13 protein-coding genes are annotated in these 15,876 nt (G+C 57.0%); 8 read left to right on the plus strand and 5 right to left on the minus strand.

The genetic code is table 11. The annotated features are described in order from the left end of the window. Nucleotides 1–148: 148 nt before the first annotated feature. Nucleotides 149–1,297 carry a galactonate dehydratase gene (gene dgoD, locus ACMX25_RS12210; RefSeq protein WP_031359553.1) on the minus strand — a complete coding sequence of 383 codons (1,149 nt, stop codon included), beginning with the start codon at nucleotides 1,295–1,297 and terminating at the stop codon, nucleotides 149–151. Between the two features lie 169 nt (nucleotides 1,298–1,466). Between dgoD and ACMX25_RS12215 the strand changes: the two genes are divergently transcribed. The 4 genes from ACMX25_RS12215 to ACMX25_RS12230 all read left to right on the plus strand — a co-directional run bounded on the left by ACMX25_RS12215 (nucleotide 1,467) and on the right by ACMX25_RS12230 (nucleotide 5,606). After that, the gene (locus ACMX25_RS12215) at nucleotides 1,467–2,144 is read left to right on the plus strand and encodes a FadR/GntR family transcriptional regulator (RefSeq protein ID WP_414950293.1); all 678 of its coding nucleotides are present in this window, start codon (nucleotides 1,467–1,469) and stop codon (nucleotides 2,142–2,144) included. Nucleotides 2,145–2,288: 144 nt separating this feature from the next. Further along, complete coding sequence (locus tag ACMX25_RS12220) at nucleotides 2,289–3,338, plus strand: DedA family protein/thiosulfate sulfurtransferase GlpE (RefSeq protein WP_414950187.1); 1,050 nt, start codon at nucleotides 2,289–2,291, stop codon at nucleotides 3,336–3,338. 37 nt (nucleotides 3,339–3,375) lie between these two features. Then, complete coding sequence (locus tag ACMX25_RS12225; RefSeq protein WP_414950189.1) at nucleotides 3,376–4,269, plus strand: alpha/beta fold hydrolase; 894 nt, start codon at nucleotides 3,376–3,378, stop codon at nucleotides 4,267–4,269. 704 nt (nucleotides 4,270–4,973) lie between these two features. Then, nucleotides 4,974–5,606, plus strand: coding sequence for a LysE family translocator (locus tag ACMX25_RS12230; RefSeq protein WP_414950191.1), 633 nt, complete (start codon nucleotides 4,974–4,976; stop codon nucleotides 5,604–5,606). Nucleotides 5,607–6,375: 769 nt separating this feature from the next. On the opposite strand, the gene ACMX25_RS12235 is transcribed toward ACMX25_RS12230, so the two are convergent. The 3 genes from ACMX25_RS12235 to ACMX25_RS12245 are packed head-to-tail and all read right to left on the minus strand — an operon-like array spanning nucleotide 6,376 to nucleotide 8,049. Then, nucleotides 6,376–7,053 carry a site-specific integrase gene (locus ACMX25_RS12235; protein WP_414950193.1) on the minus strand — a complete coding sequence of 226 codons (678 nt, stop codon included), beginning with the start codon at nucleotides 7,051–7,053 and terminating at the stop codon, nucleotides 6,376–6,378. Then, on the minus strand, nucleotides 6,962–7,630 hold the full coding sequence (locus ACMX25_RS12240) for a hypothetical protein (RefSeq protein ID WP_414950195.1): 669 nt from the start codon (nucleotides 7,628–7,630) through the stop codon (nucleotides 6,962–6,964). Before ACMX25_RS12240 ends, ACMX25_RS12235 begins: the two co-directional genes overlap by 92 nt. Nucleotides 7,631–7,659: 29 nt before the next feature. Beyond that, entirely contained in the window at nucleotides 7,660–8,049 is a 390-nt protein-coding gene (locus ACMX25_RS12245; RefSeq protein ID WP_414950196.1) for a DUF6538 domain-containing protein, read from the minus strand. 229 nt (nucleotides 8,050–8,278) lie between these two features. On the opposite strand from ACMX25_RS12245, the gene ACMX25_RS12250 reads away from it, so the two are divergent. Together ACMX25_RS12250 and ACMX25_RS12255 are read left to right on the plus strand one after the other, a co-directional pair. Next, on the plus strand, nucleotides 8,279–8,428 hold the full coding sequence (locus tag ACMX25_RS12250) for a hypothetical protein (RefSeq protein ID WP_414950198.1): 150 nt from the start codon (nucleotides 8,279–8,281) through the stop codon (nucleotides 8,426–8,428). Nucleotides 8,429–8,498: 70 nt separating this feature from the next. Beyond that, a complete protein-coding gene (locus tag ACMX25_RS12255) occupies nucleotides 8,499–9,515 on the plus strand; it encodes an IS5 family transposase (RefSeq protein ID WP_414950200.1) in 1,017 nt (338 codons plus the stop codon). 415 nt (nucleotides 9,516–9,930) lie between these two features. Here the strand turns inward: ACMX25_RS12255 and ACMX25_RS12260 are convergent, their stop codons facing one another. Further along, nucleotides 9,931–10,167 (minus strand): hypothetical protein, encoded by a 237-nt coding sequence (locus ACMX25_RS12260; protein WP_414950202.1) that lies wholly within the window; start codon nucleotides 10,165–10,167, stop codon nucleotides 9,931–9,933. Between the two features lie 936 nt (nucleotides 10,168–11,103). On the opposite strand from ACMX25_RS12260, the gene ACMX25_RS12265 reads away from it, so the two are divergent. Together ACMX25_RS12265 and ACMX25_RS12270 are read left to right on the plus strand one after the other, a co-directional pair. Then, nucleotides 11,104–13,083, plus strand: coding sequence for a site-specific DNA-methyltransferase (locus tag ACMX25_RS12265; RefSeq protein ID WP_414950204.1), 1,980 nt, complete (start codon nucleotides 11,104–11,106; stop codon nucleotides 13,081–13,083). Next, on the plus strand, nucleotides 13,080–15,620 hold the full coding sequence (locus ACMX25_RS12270) for a DEAD/DEAH box helicase (protein ID WP_414950206.1): 2,541 nt from the start codon (nucleotides 13,080–13,082) through the stop codon (nucleotides 15,618–15,620). The genes ACMX25_RS12265 and ACMX25_RS12270 overlap by 4 nt, the downstream gene beginning before the upstream one ends. The last annotated feature ends 256 nt before the right edge of the window (nucleotides 15,621–15,876 follow it).

Raw genomic sequence — 15,876 nt, forward strand, 5'->3', positions numbered from 1 at the left:
GGAAGCCATATCCAGTGTTGTAACCCGTTGGCCAAAAGCATTTCGCCAGCATGTTACGTAACGCCATTGAGACGAAATTGTCGTATCAATGGCGCTATTCTACGATGCCCGCTCATTTTGCATAGTGCGGTGCAGCGCAATTCTCGTGTTACCACTCTGCAACGCTGCCATCCGCGTGACGCCACACCGGATTGCGCCAGCGATGCCCAACCTTCGCCATCTCGCGCACTTTCTCCTCGTTCACTTCAATGCCCAAGCCCGGTCCTTGCGGAATCATCACCATGCCGTCTTCGTATTTGAAGACTTCTGGGTTCTTGATGTAATCGAGCAGATCGTTGCCCTTGTTGTAGTGAATCCCGAGGCTTTGCTCCTGGATGAAGGCGTTGTAGCTGACGGCATCGATTTGAAGACAGGTTGCCAGCGCGATCGGGCCGAGCGGGCAATGCAAGGCGAGGGCGACGTCGTAGGCTTCGGCCATCGATGCAATCTTGCGGCACTCCGTAATTCCGCCCGCGTGCGATGCGTCCGGCTGGATGATGTCGACGTAACCGCCCGCCAGGATGTGCTTGAAGTCCCAGCGCGAGTACAGACGCTCGCCGAGCGCGATCGGCGTGCTCGTCTGGTTCACGATGTCGCGCAACGCCTCAACGTTCTCCGACAACACCGGCTCTTCGATAAACAGCAGCTTGAACGGGTCGAGTTCCTTCGCGAGCACCTTCGCCATCGGCTTGTGCACGCGGCCGTGGAAGTCCACGCCGATGCCGATATTCGGTCCGACCGCCTCACGCACCGCCGCCACGTTGTTGATGACGGCTTGAACCTTGTCGAAGGTATCGATGATCTGAAGTTCTTCCGAACCGTTCATCTTCACCGCCTTGAAGCCGCGATCCACGACGGCGCGCGCGTTGTTTGCGACGTCGCTTGGGCGGTCGCCGCCGATCCACGAATACACCTTGATGCGGTCGCGGACCTGGCCGCCGAGCAGCGCGTGGATGGGCACGCCGTGATGCTTGCCCTTGATGTCCCACAGCGCCTGGTCGACGCCCGCAATCGCGCTCATGCCGATGGGCCCGCCGCGATAAAACCCCGCGCGATACATGACCTGCCAGTGGTCTTCGATCAGCAGCGGGTCCTTGCCGATCAGATAGTCCGACAACTCATCGACGGCGGCTGCGACCGTGTGCGCGCGGCCTTCCACGACCGGTTCGCCCCAGCCGACGATGCCTTCATCGGTCGTGATCTTCAGGAAGCACCAGCGCGGTGGAACGATAAAAGTTTCGAGTTTGGTGATTTTCATGCTGGCTCTCCTGAATTTTCCGGTGAGTGGGGAACGAGGGTTTCTATGCTATCAAAAATCCGTTTGACGTGTATATTAATAGTACTATTTGACGGAAACCCTTGTCAGGGAAGGGTCCGTATAATCCAGCGCCGTACCAGCGTTATTACTTTGAGCGAAGGGGAAGGATATCCAGCACGATCTGCACGGACGCGTGGCGTATGAGCTTGGCACCGAGATTCTGCGCGGCGTTTTTCCGCCGGCGTCCACGTTGCCGCGCGAAGCCGAACTGATGGAGCGTTTTGGCGTCAGCCGGACCGTGCTGCGGGAGGCGTTGCGGACGCTGACATCGAAGGGATTGATTGAATCGCGGCCGAAGATCGGGACGCGCGTGCGGCCTCGGCAGGCCTGGAATCTTCTCGATGCGGATGTTTTGGAATGGTATTCGCGGGTCGCGAAGCCGTTGCAGTTCGCGATCAAGCTGCAGGAAATGCGCGAGATGATCGAGCCTTATGCCGCTGCGCTGGCCGCCGCAAATCACGACGACTCCTCGTTGGCACGTTTAAGCCAAGCACATCAAGCGATGCTGGATGCCCGCAATGTCGATGAATGGGTTCGTGCCGATTTGCGGTTTCACTTGAGCGTGTTGAATGCGTGCAGCAATGAGTTGCTCGTGCCGCTCGGGACGTTGATCGAGCGTACGCTTGAGGCGCAGTTGCGGTTGAATGCGCGGCGGGCGGAGGTTTTCAACGCATCGATGGCGGAACATACGGCCGTTTTCGATGGCATCGTCGCGCGGAATTCAGCGGCGGCGCGTGACGCGATGGGCGGTTTGCTCGGCGTCACGCGGGCTCGAATCGAGGGGTAACAAGGAGATAACCGACGATCGGCACATTCGGCGATATTTTCATTTTCGAGATAAAGTTGCGGGTCCGAGCGCCGTTTTGTTGATATTGATCAGTTAGAAGTCGTTCACACCGCGGCGCTCCGCATCCTTCCGAAGGAGCCCGAATTGCCGCACGTCCCGATCTCCGTTGTGTCGTCGTGGGGCGCGTGGGCCGTGTTCGTCAGCGTGCTCGCCACCCAACTCGGCGTCCCCATTCCCGCTGCACCCATGCTGGTGCTCGCCGGCACGCTCGTCGCGGCCGGGCTGGCTTCGTTCTGGCATATGTTGGCGGCCGCGGTCATCGCGGTGGTTATCGCCGATTCGCTCTGGTTTGCTGCCGGGCGGTTATATGGCCGGCGATTCCTGACATCGCTTGTGCGGTTCTCACTTTCCCTCGATACCACTTTGCGTACCGCCCGGAGTTGGTTCGAGCGGTTCGGCGTGCCTTTGCTCGCGCTGTCTAAATTCGTTCCGGGATTGGGATTGGTGTCGTCGCCGTTGCTCGGGACGACGCAGATCGATGTGCGCGTTTTCGTGTTCTGGGATCTGGTGGGCGCGGCGCTTTGGGCATCGGCGTGGATGCTCGGCGGCGCGATCTTGAAGGCCGAAGTGGCGAATCTGCTGGTGTTCGTGCGGACGTATGGGCTCACCGCGCTCGATGTGCTCGGCCTGGCTGCGGGTGCGTTCTTGGCGTACCGATGGGCGCGGCGTATTCAGTTTCGTCGATGGCTCGCGAAGTATCGGATCTCGCCCGAACAACTCGATGAAATGATGCGCTCCGATGCACCGCCCGTTATTTTCGATGCCCGGCCGGAAGAGGTGAGGCGGAAGGAGGCGCATCGGATCAAGGGCGCGATTCCGCTGGATCTGGAGTCGTCACGAAAAATCGATCCGATGTTTCGCGAGCATGAGGTCGTGGTGTATTGCGTGTGTCCGAATGAGGCGACGGCCAAGCATATTGTTCGGCAGTTGCAGGCGAAGGGGTTTCGGAATGTGCGGCCGCTAAAGGGTGGGTTGGACGCGTGGGAGAAGAAGGGGTTTCCGGTGGAGGCTATTCCTTTGGATTCTTTGGGGTCTGCTGCGTTGGGGTCTGCTTCGTCTTCCTCTTCGCTCGATGACGACGATGATCGCAGCATGGGCGATATGGTCACCGTTCGGGCTACAGCGCCGGAGTGATGGTTTTGATGTTTTTCGCTAAGCGGAGTTGTGTCGGATGAAGCTGTTGGATGGAGTGGATTCCTCGCAACTTTTTGGCCTGCCAGCGCCGGATATCGCCACGCTCGATGATGGTCTGCAAGTTCCCTTTGTTCAAACCGGGCACGAACACGATGAGGTGATGCTCTTCGTCCATGGATCGCTTTGTGACTTTCGATACTGGAAGCCGCAGTTAGGGCCGCTTGCGAAGCAATATCGATGTGTCGCGCCTAGTCTTTCGCATTACTGGCCATCGGGGGTGATGGGGTTTAGTGCGATGGCCGGTGGGTCAAGGCAGTTTAGCTGGGACGCGCATGTTGATGAGTTGGGACGGTTTATCGAACGGCTGGGCGTTGGGGCGGTGAATGTTGTCGGGCACTCGCGGGGTGGGTGTGTCGCGTTTCATCTGGCTGTTAGATATCCGGAGTTGGTGAAGTCGTTGGTGTTGGCTGATCCGGGTGGGGCGGTGGCTCGGGGCGATGATGGGAGAGCGCGGACGGTGTTGCCTGCGCCGATTAACGCGTTACGGGCGAAGGCGGCGGAGTTGATTGGTCGCGGGGACGTGGATGCGGGGTTGGAGCTTTTTGTCGATTCGGTGAGTCGGCCGGGGTTCTGGGCGAGGAGTCCGAAAGAGTTCAAGGCCATGGCGATGGATAACGCAAATACGCTGGCGTTGCAGTTTAGAGATCCGTTGCCGGCGTACGATTCGCAGGCTGCGAGGAGGGTGCAATGCCCTACGCTGCTAATCGATGGGGAGAAGAGCCCAAGGATGTTTCGGGATGCGGTCAACGCGCTGGAAAGTTGGATCGAAGGGGCGCGGAGAGTGACGATTGAGGGTGCGTCGCATGGGATGAGTGTGACGCATGCGGGGGTGTTTAATCGACTCATCGCAGGAACGGCCGCGAAGGTCTGATGCCGGTCTGCGGAGAATTGTGATCTATCAAGACACCAAGAAATACTGCCGAGCTGATATCAAAGAAGGCGCGAATGGGCTCATATTCTTCCGAGCTTGCGTTGCTTAAGTGAAGTCACGCCCGCGTCGACATTCGAACCGGCATAGACAATGGGCCGCAGCATACTTCTCTCTGTCCGGCGGGGCGTTTCCGGTCCAAGCGGGCGTCTTTACGCACTTTCAGGGATGGGGTCGGTGCTCGGGTGTCAGTCTGGGAGTCGCCCGGCCTGCTCCCGCAGTCCAGGCTCGGCTCGCTGCTTCCGCATCGAGCCGGCGCGTGTTTGCTCCCGCAATTACGCGTTCGGCCTTCGCTCACGCTACGGCCTTGTGTTTGATCATCTGAACGATGACCAAACACCTCATTGTTGGACGGTCCATGACCGTCCAACAATGAGAGCGGCATACGTTGTGCGCGGGGAGCCATATACATGTCCTGCCGATTGGAGGCTACCTATCCAGGATGGCAGGTTGGCGCGATCGCGCAAGCCGGGCCGGATCTCCGTTCCGCCCGTGGCGGTTTTTATGGAGGACTTCGGAAACAGCGCTTACCGACTCGAAGGGATTGATGAACTTATCTAACGCAGCCATTCAAACGGATTGACCTCATAAAATGCGCTCATTAAACTGAGGTCCCTTTTGCGCCACACGGACAAAAGGGACTTCTTATGATTAGCCTCGGCACCCTCGGCCTTTTCTCGACCGCCTGTCTTGCCCTCACGATGACACCAGGTCCGGACATGCTGCTGATAGCATCCAGAAGCGTTACCCAGGGACGATCTGCTGGCTTTGCATCGCTTGCCGGGATCCTATTGGGAACTTATTGTCATGCAATGGCGGCAGCGTTTGGCCTCTCCCGGTTGTTTCTCGCTGTTCCCATCGCATACGATGTAGTGCGGTTCGCCGGCGCTGCCTACCTGCTATATCTTGCATGGAAGACCTTTCGCATAACTCCTATCCCGACTTCGCCAGCACCAAACGAAGGTCGGCATGCCATTCGAAAGATTTTTAGACAGGGCTTGCTAACCAACCTGCTCAATCCAAAGATGGCGCTGTTTGTCCTTGCACTTTTCCCGCAGTTTGTTCGTCCCCAAGATGGGGCGGTGGCCTTTCAGATCTTAACGCTCGCGACCGTGCTCAACTTTATCGGCCTGATTGTGAACGGGGTCGTCATTCTCTCAGCAAGTCAACTTAACAAACGGTGGTCAGGCAAACGCCGCCGGTCGCGGATTCCTCAATATCTGCTTGGGTCAGTATTCACCGGATTGGCATTCCGACTGGCTGTCGCGAGCCGGAAATGAATCTCCAGGAAAACGGACCGCTCACGGTCAGCGCGACTGGCCCGACCCGGCCAAAGTGGGCAGCGAACGCTCCCCTGGTTGACAGGGGGCCGGCGCTTTCGTAGTGTGGGGTTGCGGTTCCGCGATGTTGTCAGCACCCGGAACTGGATCGTGTAGGTCGCTCTACGACAACCCAACCTTCGGCCCCGCAGGACCGTCCTAGCGCACCGAAGCAGCCGGTCAAGTTTCCGCCCCGCATGGTCCGGCCCCGGGTGCGCCAGCAGAGGAGCCGCCGGAGGTCCGAGCAAGTGCGCGCCAGGGTAACCACTCCCCGGCGTTGACTGGTCAGCGAAAGCGGCCCGGAGTCGACGACCTTGAACCGCACGCCCAGCGTCCGTCCACGACCCCCAACACTTCGTCCCGCGTAGGGCTCCGGGTATGGCTCAAACTGGCCCGGATCGTGTGCGCCGACGGCTCGGTGTTGAATGGGTGAGACGCGATGAGCGGGAGAGCGCCCGGCGACGGCCGGGACACGGTGCACAGCGTCAACGGAAAGACGCCCCTGTCATGGGGTGGACAGACCCGGCACCGGGGGCGCTGCGCGCCTTGAACTGTCCGTAGGTGAGTAGCGCAGCGCTCTCACTCCCGGCGTAGTGCCCGCCGTCTTCGGACGGGTTCGGGCCAAGCCGGGCCCAGGGGAAGCAGAACCGCACCTTTCCCGGTTGGGCCACCATGATCGGGCACAGGCGTAAGCCACCCGTCAGGGTTACAGGCCGAAGGCCCCGAAGGGCTACCGGCCACCATGATCAGGCACGGTAAAACCCTTCACTACTCCCCGCAGGCGCGCGACAGCGCGCGGTAAGGCCCTGAGCAGGAAAAGCGGGCGCGCGCCGCTCAATCTGCCGATGGATGCGTTTTTTTCATCGATCGCAGCGCGATGATCAGTGACCCGGGCCACCGGATCGACCTCATCGAACTGCACCCGGTCGAGCGTTTGCGTGGCCAGGAACTCGTCTTCAAACTGGCCGGCGTAGACCCCGTCGTGCACGTCGCGCGGGGCATGGCCTACCAGTTCCATGCGGGTATCCTTGGCGACGCCGGCCCCTTTCAGTCGTTGGATCAGGGCGATCCGGAAGGACGGTAGGGCAAAGCGCCGGCTGTCCTTGATCCCGAGCGCCGTCAGGTAGTCGCCAAAGCGTCGCGAGGGGTTCCGGGTGTGCTTGCGCTTCGCATCGCGCGGCAGGTGCGGAAACAGCCGCACCGCGCCACGTTCGCCGAGTTCCAGGGCGTAGGCGATCAAGCCCAACCGGAGCAGGTCCGGATGGATTGGGGCTGATCGGATGCTGCTCACCGTTTTCACCCGCGTCTCAGTCTCGTCATCCCCGGTGTGGTCCGGTTGGATGTCCAGAAACCAGCGATCGCCCGACCGCCGGATGTCCTTCACGCGGGCTTGCGCCAGTTCGTTCATGCGTGCGCCCGAGCAGTGGCAGGAAGAAGTCTTCCGGGGTGTTGGCGAAGGCCAGGAACCGGGTCGGCTCGAAAATTTGGCGCAGGGCGTCGGAGGTGAACGGCAGGTAGCCGCGTCCGGCATTGATCTTTGCGCGCTGGGCCTTCGACATCTTGACCTGCGCCGCCGCCGGATTGTCGCCCTTGTATTGCTTGGCCTCGATCGCCCAGACAAAGAAGCCGTTCAAAATGCGTTGTTGTTGCTTCCGCGTCGGGGCGCTGATCACGTCGTCCGGCCGTTCGTTCCGATCCTGGGCGGCGGCAACAAACGTGCGGGCCTCCTGACCACCGAAATCCTTCTTGCGGCGTTTCCCGTAGTTCGTCGGCAGCCACTGCAAGAACTCAAAGTAGCCCCGCACAAAGTCCCAATCGCAGATGCCGATCGGGGTTTCGTCGCCAGCCCAGCGGATGAACATCGCCAGCCCGTTCTTGTAGTCTTTCATGCTGGCCGGCGAAATCTCCCCCTGCTTGCTGTCGAGGTAGAGCCGGACGCACTCCGGCAGATGCTTCGTCTTGGTGGCCTTGTTCAGCGCGATCATTTCGGCAGCGTCCGCCGCTTCCTCGGGCGTCAACTCTGGCTGAGGGGCAGGGTATCGAACGTCATGATCAGGTCCTTCAGCGCGGCCTGATCGCGTTGCAAGGTGTCCGGCGTCGTGCTGTCCAGATCGACCCGTTCGGCCTTGAACTTCCCCACCTGCAACCCGTGGATCGTAAACTGCTGGAAGTCGTCGGGCGAGAGGGCAAGCAGATCGGCCAGGGAGGGCTTTTTCAACATGGAGAAGCGGGCGTTGAGCAGGTAGGCCAGCAGTTTAGCGCGCTCAGGATCACGGGTGCGAAGGGACCGCCAAACCTCTTTCTTGCCAGCGGCGGCAGCGAGGTGAGGAGGCAGGACGATGCGGTAGTGGAAGACCCCGCATGGGGTGCGGCGAAGGCGTGACGGCAGGTAGGGCGTCAGCATGGTGGCGAACTCTCGATGGAGACGCACCCTGAGAGGTTTTGCCACGTGCCAGAATGAAAAAGGCCCTGACGAGTCAGGGCCTTAGTAATACTGGTGGCGAATCAGGGAGGGCAACCCACCCAACCCAATTTCGCTGCAAAATCAATCGCTTGGCGCCAGCGAGCCAGAAATTCGTATGAAGGAAAACGGCTCACTGATAGTATCACGCAATTTCCGTTTGGAGCATTCCATGAATTATCTTGTCGCCGTCAGCGTGCCCTTGCTTGCTTTGATCATTGCGTTCAAGGTCGGGCCTGAGCCACATCTACCTTTTGGGGCATGGGGCTTGGTTATCGCGATTGTCGCTTTCACCGCAGCCGTTAGGGAAACGCTGATTTAATCGACGCGTTTGTAAACGCTGTGACGTAGTGAAGCGTTGTTAGAGCTGGAACGACGACGGAGCGATACGGATGCGACAAATCAGTTTTGCGAGTGCAGAACACCAAGGCAAGAAGCGGGTTACGCGGCGCGAGAAATTCCTGGGCGAGATGGAGCAAGTCGTGCCGTGGTCGCGCTTGCTGGGGGCATTGGAGCCCCACTACCCGAAGGGCGCGAGGGGGCGTCCGCCAATTGGGCTGGAGCGCATGCTGCGGCTGTACTTTGTGCAGCAATGGTACGCATTGTCCGACGAGGGGCTGGAAGATGCGGTGAGCGACAGCGCGGCCATCCGGCAATTTGTCGGTATCGATCTGGGACATGAGGAGGCGCCGGACGCGACCACGGTGCTGAAGTTTCGTCGGCTGCTGGAGGCGCACAAGTTGACTGCTGTGCTGTTGGAGGAAATCAACGCGCACTTGCGCGAGCGCGGGCTGATGATGCGCGAGGGGACGATGGTGGACGCCACCTTGATCAACGCACCGACCTCGACGAAGAATCGCGACAAGGCGCGCGACCCTGAGATGCATCAAACGAAAAAGCGTAATCAGTGGTACCACGGCATGAAGGCGCACGTGGGCGTTGACGCTGAGTCGGGCCTGGTGCATAGCACGCACTACACGGCGGCCAACGAGTCTGATGTGGCACACACCCATGAGGTGCTGCATGGTCAAGAGGATCACGTGTTTCTCGATGCGGGTTACACGGGGGTGCAAAAGCGCGAAGAGATAATGAAGGCGCAAGGCGACGGTGCCATCAAGACGCAAGTGCAATGGTCGGTGGCGATGAAGCGTGCCAAGCTAAAGGGCATGGCCGAAGGGCCGTTGAAGCAGTTGACGCAGGCCCTGGAGAAGGTCAAAGCGCAAATCCGGGCGCGGGTCGAACATCCGTTTCATGTGGTGAAGAACCTGTTCAACCAGAAGAAGGCTCGCTACCGGGGTCTGGCTAAAAACGGTGCGCAGTACGATGCGTTGTTTGCGCTGGGCAATTTGGTGATTGCAAAGAAAGCGTTGCTGCAATCAATGGAGAACTCCGTCTGCGAGGCGGCATAGCGCGCGAAAACGGGGGCGAAAGCCCCACAGAAGTGAAAATTCTCAGCGGCTGGTAGCCAAATCCGCTGCCGGTTCACGAAGGAATCCGCATCGTGCGCACAGCGTTGCACGATGCTGCTTTGTTCAGCGTTTCCTTAGCACGGTTGGCCGACTATCTTTCAACGCAGCGTTGGCTGCCGGCGTTCTTGGCAATTTTTGGAAACGATTAGGGGCAATTGTTTTCTATTTTATGCTTACAGCAATCATCGTTTCTTTTTTGAAATATGCTTTTCTTTAAATAGCTTTAACAACGAGGGAATAGGTTCACCAGACTTCGCAATTTGCCATGATCCGCATACAAATATAACGAACAACACTATTGCCAGCGCGCAAAAAATATAATCCATATTTATCTCCGGGGGGTGGTGGGTGTTGACTAACCCAACAGGCGCTCAGCAGAAAAATCGGCCACCGTCGCCTTAATTCTGCGAGTAACTGCTTTGCTTCTGTTCGCAGCAATCGGGCACATCTGCTTAATTTGATTACTATTTTTTCCAACCATTCCGCCAGCGCTGTCCGCTTTCCTGTTGCGCACGGCGATGCGGGAGCTAAATGCGAAAGCGCCGAGGGTGATCACAGCGACGAACAGCTCAACAGCAATTTTGATGGTCATTTCGTCCGCGGTGTTTGATGTTGGAGCGATCGACAAAATGCACCAATCAAACTACGGCACGAACACCGCAACTAATAGCGGATTGTTCGTGCCGCTTTTTAATCGATCGCATGAGATAAAACAACGCCGCTCATCGGAAAACACAATACGCCCACGGCATTGCTATCGAAAAAAACAAGCGCTTAAAACACGCCCGTGTCCGTTGTAATCGAAGGTAGCGCCGGGACGACCAATCAAGCTCATGCTCGCGAAAGCAACGACCCCTCGTTTGCGCGCCGGAATCAATAAAAGCCTCAATAAGCGTAATTTGGTTTTAAAAACCTTATTAAGGCACCGGCGGATTCCCCCGATCCTTGAGGGATTTTGCCCACAAGGTGGTGTGGTTCATCGCGGTTTTTTGATTGACGCAACTCAGAGACTGCTGCTGCCGGGGTGGACGCATTGTCTGCGGCGCTCCCGGCGCGGATTGGTCAAGGGCCGGTGCCTCCGCGGCGAGTTTCAGACCGACCGGCACCACAAGCCTCGGAAACGGAACGCAAACGCCGGGCGCTGGGGTGCGCCAAACCGTGAAGCTTACGGGCGGTTACAAATACACTCCGCCAGTTCGGCCGACCAGCCCCGTGACGATGACGGCCATTGCCATGGCTCGTTCCGTCACATAGATATGGGGCCTCGCGCGCCGAACTATTGTTCCCATGTCCATCATTTTTCAGGGTCAGTCAGATACCTTTGGGTGCTCGGTATAGGAAGGCGTCTTCACTTGGCAACCCATCCTGCGAGAACGGCAGCGAATGCTCTGGCACAAGAGGTTTTTCTGCGGGGAGTGTGGCGGTCTAGACTGTTGTGTGGGAATTTTCCGGGCCGCTTCTTCGTGGTTATATTTTCGGCCAGCTTTCGTCCAAAGGCCGGTAAAATTGTGTGCTTTTGAGCCAGATCATGCTCGGTGTCAGCTGTCGCCGGTTGGCTTCATCGCAGCAAAACTTAGGAAACCGCATGGCGGCTAGTTACGACCACTTGACCAAAGAAGATCTCATCTCGTTACTGAAAAGGCGGGATGCAACACGCAAGCTGGGTCTTGTGTGGGAGCGCGATGAAATCGAGCATGAGCGATCGCTAAACGACGATTTTGTCACCCTGGAGCTTGACTTAGCTCGGTCCGTTGGCGAGGCGCCCTTCGACAATTTGCTGATCGAAGGCGATAACTTTGATGCCTTGCGTTATCTGCACATCGCGTATCGCGGCAGAGTTAAATGCATTTATATTGATCCCCCCTATAACACGGGGAATAAGGATTTCGTTTTCAACGATACTTTTGTTGAAAAAGACGATGGCTATCGTCATTCGAAATGGCTCGAATTCATGTTTCGCCGATTGCTTTTAGCCAAGGATCTGCTGGCCGACGATGGCGTGATCCTAGTTTCGATCGACGACATCGAGAATGCTCACCTTACTTTGCTGATGGAGCAAGTTTTTCCCGGCATGCGAGTTGGGACGTTCGTTTGGCGCCGCCGTAGCGGCGCAAATGACGAAAAGGAATGGTTTCTCAGCGCCGATCACGAATACGTGCTGTGTTTCGCAAAACCCGGATTCGCTTTTGCAGGCATGAAGAAGGATTGGTCTAAGGCGACCGATGATGGTGACCGTCGTGGCGCCTGGATCGATGGGCCGTTGAACCAAGGGAAAGACATTCGACAAAGAACGGATGCTTTTTACCCCATTCACGACCCCGCGTCCGACACTTGGTATCCGTGCGACCCCGACAGTGTTTGGAGATTCGCCACGGAAGAGCGCTCGGAAAACAAGAAATTGCGTTCCAAAGACATGGAAACTCTTATTAAAGAGAAACGAATCTCCTGGCCAGACAGCGGAAAGACCGCAATTTTCAAAACCAAGCGGGAACTTCTTCGCGCCATCAAAGAAGGCACCGCGCCGCATAATCTCCGGGTTTATGAACGGTTGGACGAATTCGCGAAGGATGCCGGCTCGTCGGCGGCAGCAAAAAAGATACTCGACAATATTCCTCCGGTGGAATTTTGGGTCGGAAAGCGAATAGGCTTTGGCAAACCCAGATATAAGAGGTTTTTGACGGACATCAAAAAGGACGCAAAACCCGTATCCACATGGATTCTTCCGTCTTCAACCAAAAAAGCAGATTTGGACTTCATTGACCAAAGCGACGTGACGGTGTTGAAGGCCGGTTTTACTAGCGAGGGAACTACGCTGTTGGCCCAAATGGTCGGCAACAAGGATTTTCCTTATCCAAAGCCAATAAGTTTGATTAAATCCTTGATCCGGCAAGTTACTACGAGCGATGACGGGCATATCGTGATGGACTTTTTCGCGGGCTCGGGCACCACCGGGCATGCTGTGTTGGCCCTGAACGATGAAGATAACGGCAATCGCTCGTTCATCCTCGTGTCCTCAACTGAGGCCACGAAGGCGAAGCCGGACCAAAATGTTTGCCGCGACATAACAGCCAAGCGGCTCCGTTCTGCGATTGAAGGATATTCATATCGAACCGCGAAGGGCACTGTGAGTGTGAAAGGGCTTCGCGGCGAATTCGCTTATATGAGAACCAATCGAGTTCCTCGGGAGACGCTTGCCATCGACATTCGGCACGACCAAATCTGGTTTGTCTTGCAGCAGTTGCACGCGAATGCCGTGTCCGCCTACAACGAAAAGGCGTTGTTTCAACAGCTTGATGGTGGCGAGGATGCCCACGACATTATTTATGTTCCGCAGATCAACCAAGCTGTGATTGACGCTTTGCGCTCTCATTTTGACTCATCGAGGAAGTCGTGCATCGTTTACTCATGGCAGCCGGGGGTCATTCGTCAACGGTTCAAACAAAGCCAAGTCGCTATTGAAAAGATCCCAGACTACCTGATCGAGCGTTTTGGGAGGGTCGACCTGTGACCGCCGTTCAGATATATGGCACCGCAATGAAGCGTTTTCAGACAGAGGCGGTGGAAAACGGAACGGCCGTCCTGACTACATGCTTGCGCGAACTCGCGAAGGTCCGGGGGACGTCTCAATACGAAGCTAACAAAAGACTTATCGTCGGAGACGTAGGCGTGCTGTTGTTCGAAGCGCCGACGGGCACCGGAAAGACCTTGATGGCCGGTCATGTCGCCGAGCGAATTAGCCAAGGCAAAAACACGGGCGGGCTGCCCCCGGTCATCTGGTTTTGGATTGCGCCGTTCGCGGGGCTTATAGAACAAGCGGTTCGAACGATTCGCAGCGAATTTGACACTCTTCGGCCCAAGAATCCAATCACGGATCGCGATCCGAACGACCTCGCGTCGGGCGATGTATTTGTGACAACATGGTCAGGCGTGGCCGTAGCCAACGAGCTGAGTCGCAAGGCTCGGACGAGCACAGAAATCATGCCTTCGATTGACGATTTGCTCGTTTACGCCCGCTCACAGGGATTTTCAATCGGTGTGGTGATTGATGAAGCTCACCATACTTTTCGTGGCCAAACGCAAGCTTACGCGTTCTATAAGGATATTCTTGCCCCGGAGCTGACGGTTTTGGTGACCGCTACCCCTCGCGACAAAGAAATCGAGCTTTTTGTAAAGGCCATGTCGATTTCGAATTTGCGCCGGATCACCGTATCAAGGCAGCAAGCGATTGATGATCGACTGATTAAGGAAGGCGTCAAGGTGGCGGTCTTCAAGGCGCCAGCGGACGTCCAGGGCCTAATTGACTTCAAAAAAACAGCATTGAAGCAAGCTGTTTCTACTCATAAAAAGATCAAGCAAACGCTGCTGGACGCAGGGACGACGATAACACCGCTTTTGCTCGTGCAAGTCGACAGCGAACCGGGCTCAGTCGAGCAGGCGACGCAATGGCTAAAAGACCTGGGCTTTCGCAGCGAGGGCGATAGCGGCCTCATCAGGTCCCATACGGCCGATGAGCCAGACCCATACTTGTCAACGATCGCAGCAGACGAGTCGGTGGAAGTTTTGATTTTTAAACTTGCCGTCGCCACGGGGTTTGACGCTCCGCGCGCTTTCACTCTCGTCTCATTCCGACCAAGCCGCGACGAGGATTTTGGCGTTCAGATCGTAGGGCGCATCCTTCGCGTGGATCGGCGCCTTCAGGTCATGGAGGACATGCCTCCCCAGCTCAACTACGGTTACGTGTTCTTGTCCGACAACACCGGCCAGACCGGGTTGACCGATGCCGCGCAAAGGATAAATGCGGTCAAGACCGAGCTCGCTTCGGTCACCAGCAACGTCGCGATCGTGGCGATAGGCGAGGAGGAGCCAGTCGCACAGATGACCATCCGCGGTCAGCTATCCTTTTTTCACGATCCAGCAGATTCGGCGAGCACAGGCGCGGAAAATTCGGTGCCTGGCAACGACCTTTTCGAGGAATTGAGCGCAACTGATGGAGCAGCCGCTCCCACGTTGCAGGATGTGCTGTTCGATGCTTGGGACTTGGGCCCGTCGCGTAGTGATCACACCGAAAAGCCAAAAAAGCCAACAAAGCCAGTTGGCCTCTTCACCTACCCTCTTCGGGCCGACACAGGCGCGCCGCCAGCGTTTCGACGGGCCCTGCTGTCTCTGGATAATGTTGACATCGTCCGTAGTGTTGTGGGCCGATTCCGCTTCGATAAAGACGCGTTGCTCGTTGCCCAACGGAACGCCACCACCATATTGAAAGAAGAACTCGAGATCTTCCAGAACCGAAAGGAACGTCCGGAGGAAATTCGAGCGGACTTGGCTCAGAAAGAGATCGATGCAAAAGCGCAGCAAGCCCTTTTCAAGGCAGACGACAGCGACGTAATCGACTTGCGTCAGCTCCACGCGGCCTTGATGGACCAACTTCGTAAGGAGCTGCACCGGGAGGGGATCGACCACCTTGACACGGACGAAAAGTTGCGGGCGGGCTTGCATAAGATATTGGCGCTGCGACCACTCCAATTAAAAAGGGCGATCTCCGAGGCGGTTGCGCAATATACGGTTAGCGAGCTGGCCGATCCGATACCAACTCAAATCACATCGTTTGAAGCGCTAGACCCGGCGCGCATGAATCTTTACGGAATTTTCCCTGGCGACCTCAACTCTTGGGAGCGACCGTTTGCAGAATACCTCGACAACGACCTCACAGGGACCGTCAGTTGGTGGCATCGAAATCCACCGAAGAAGCCTTTTTCCGTTTTCATGCCCTTGCCTGGCCAACCTGATTTTCATCCCGATTTTGTGGTCGGAGTGAACGACCGTCATCGTGGCAACGGCATATTGTTAATGGAAACAAAGCGAGACATCAACGATCAAGTCCGCAACGCCATCGTGAAAGCGCAGGCGACACATCCAGATTACGGCAAGGTCATGATGATTTATTGGGAGGAGCGCCGGGAGTGGCAAATAGTCGAATATGACCCAAAGACTGACAGGAACTATTTGGATCGCGCGCTCCGGCCGGAGCGAATGGCGGATTATTAATGGGGAGCAACTTGCCGACGGATGGCCGGCAAGATGTCAGACGGTTATCGTCGTAAAAGCCACGGATTGGGAGCTTCCGATCGGCTAATTTTTCAACAGCGAGAAAAGTTGCGCCCCTGAATGCTATAGAACGGAGCACCGGGTTGCTGCTAAGCGGGCGGCAAGGGAAAACACAACAAACCAACGATGACGTTGTATGTTGTAGATTGAGCCGAACTTCTTTGAGTATTCGCGAGACCAAGTATGGCCTTTAAGG

It is taken from the genome of Caballeronia eucalypticola (genome assembly GCF_047608185.1).
Classification (GTDB): domain Bacteria; phylum Pseudomonadota; class Gammaproteobacteria; order Burkholderiales; family Burkholderiaceae; genus Caballeronia.

Bases quoted from the DNA above. Each gene is read 5' to 3' on its own strand.
- ACMX25_RS12250 (WP_414950198.1), top strand. From the start codon at position 8,279: ATGAATTATCTTGTCGCCGTCAGCGTGCCCTTGCTTGCTTTGATCATT.
- dgoD (WP_031359553.1), bottom strand. From the start codon at position 1,297: ATGAAAATCACCAAACTCGAAACTTTTATCGTTCCACCGCGCTGGTGC.
- ACMX25_RS12265 (WP_414950204.1), top strand. From the start codon at position 11,104: ATGCTCGGTGTCAGCTGTCGCCGGTTGGCTTCATCGCAGCAAAACTTA.
- ACMX25_RS12245 (WP_414950196.1), bottom strand. From the start codon at position 8,049: ATGCTGACGCCCTACCTGCCGTCACGCCTTCGCCGCACCCCATGCGGG.
- ACMX25_RS12255 (WP_414950200.1), top strand. From the start codon at position 8,499: ATGCGACAAATCAGTTTTGCGAGTGCAGAACACCAAGGCAAGAAGCGG.
- ACMX25_RS12225 (WP_414950189.1), top strand. From the start codon at position 3,376: ATGAAGCTGTTGGATGGAGTGGATTCCTCGCAACTTTTTGGCCTGCCA.
- ACMX25_RS12240 (WP_414950195.1), bottom strand. From the start codon at position 7,630: ATGATCGCGCTGAACAAGGCCACCAAGACGAAGCATCTGCCGGAGTGC.
- ACMX25_RS12235 (WP_414950193.1), bottom strand. From the start codon at position 7,053: ATGAACGAACTGGCGCAAGCCCGCGTGAAGGACATCCGGCGGTCGGGC.
- ACMX25_RS12260 (WP_414950202.1), bottom strand. From the start codon at position 10,167: ATGACCATCAAAATTGCTGTTGAGCTGTTCGTCGCTGTGATCACCCTC.
- ACMX25_RS12230 (WP_414950191.1), top strand. From the start codon at position 4,974: ATGATTAGCCTCGGCACCCTCGGCCTTTTCTCGACCGCCTGTCTTGCC.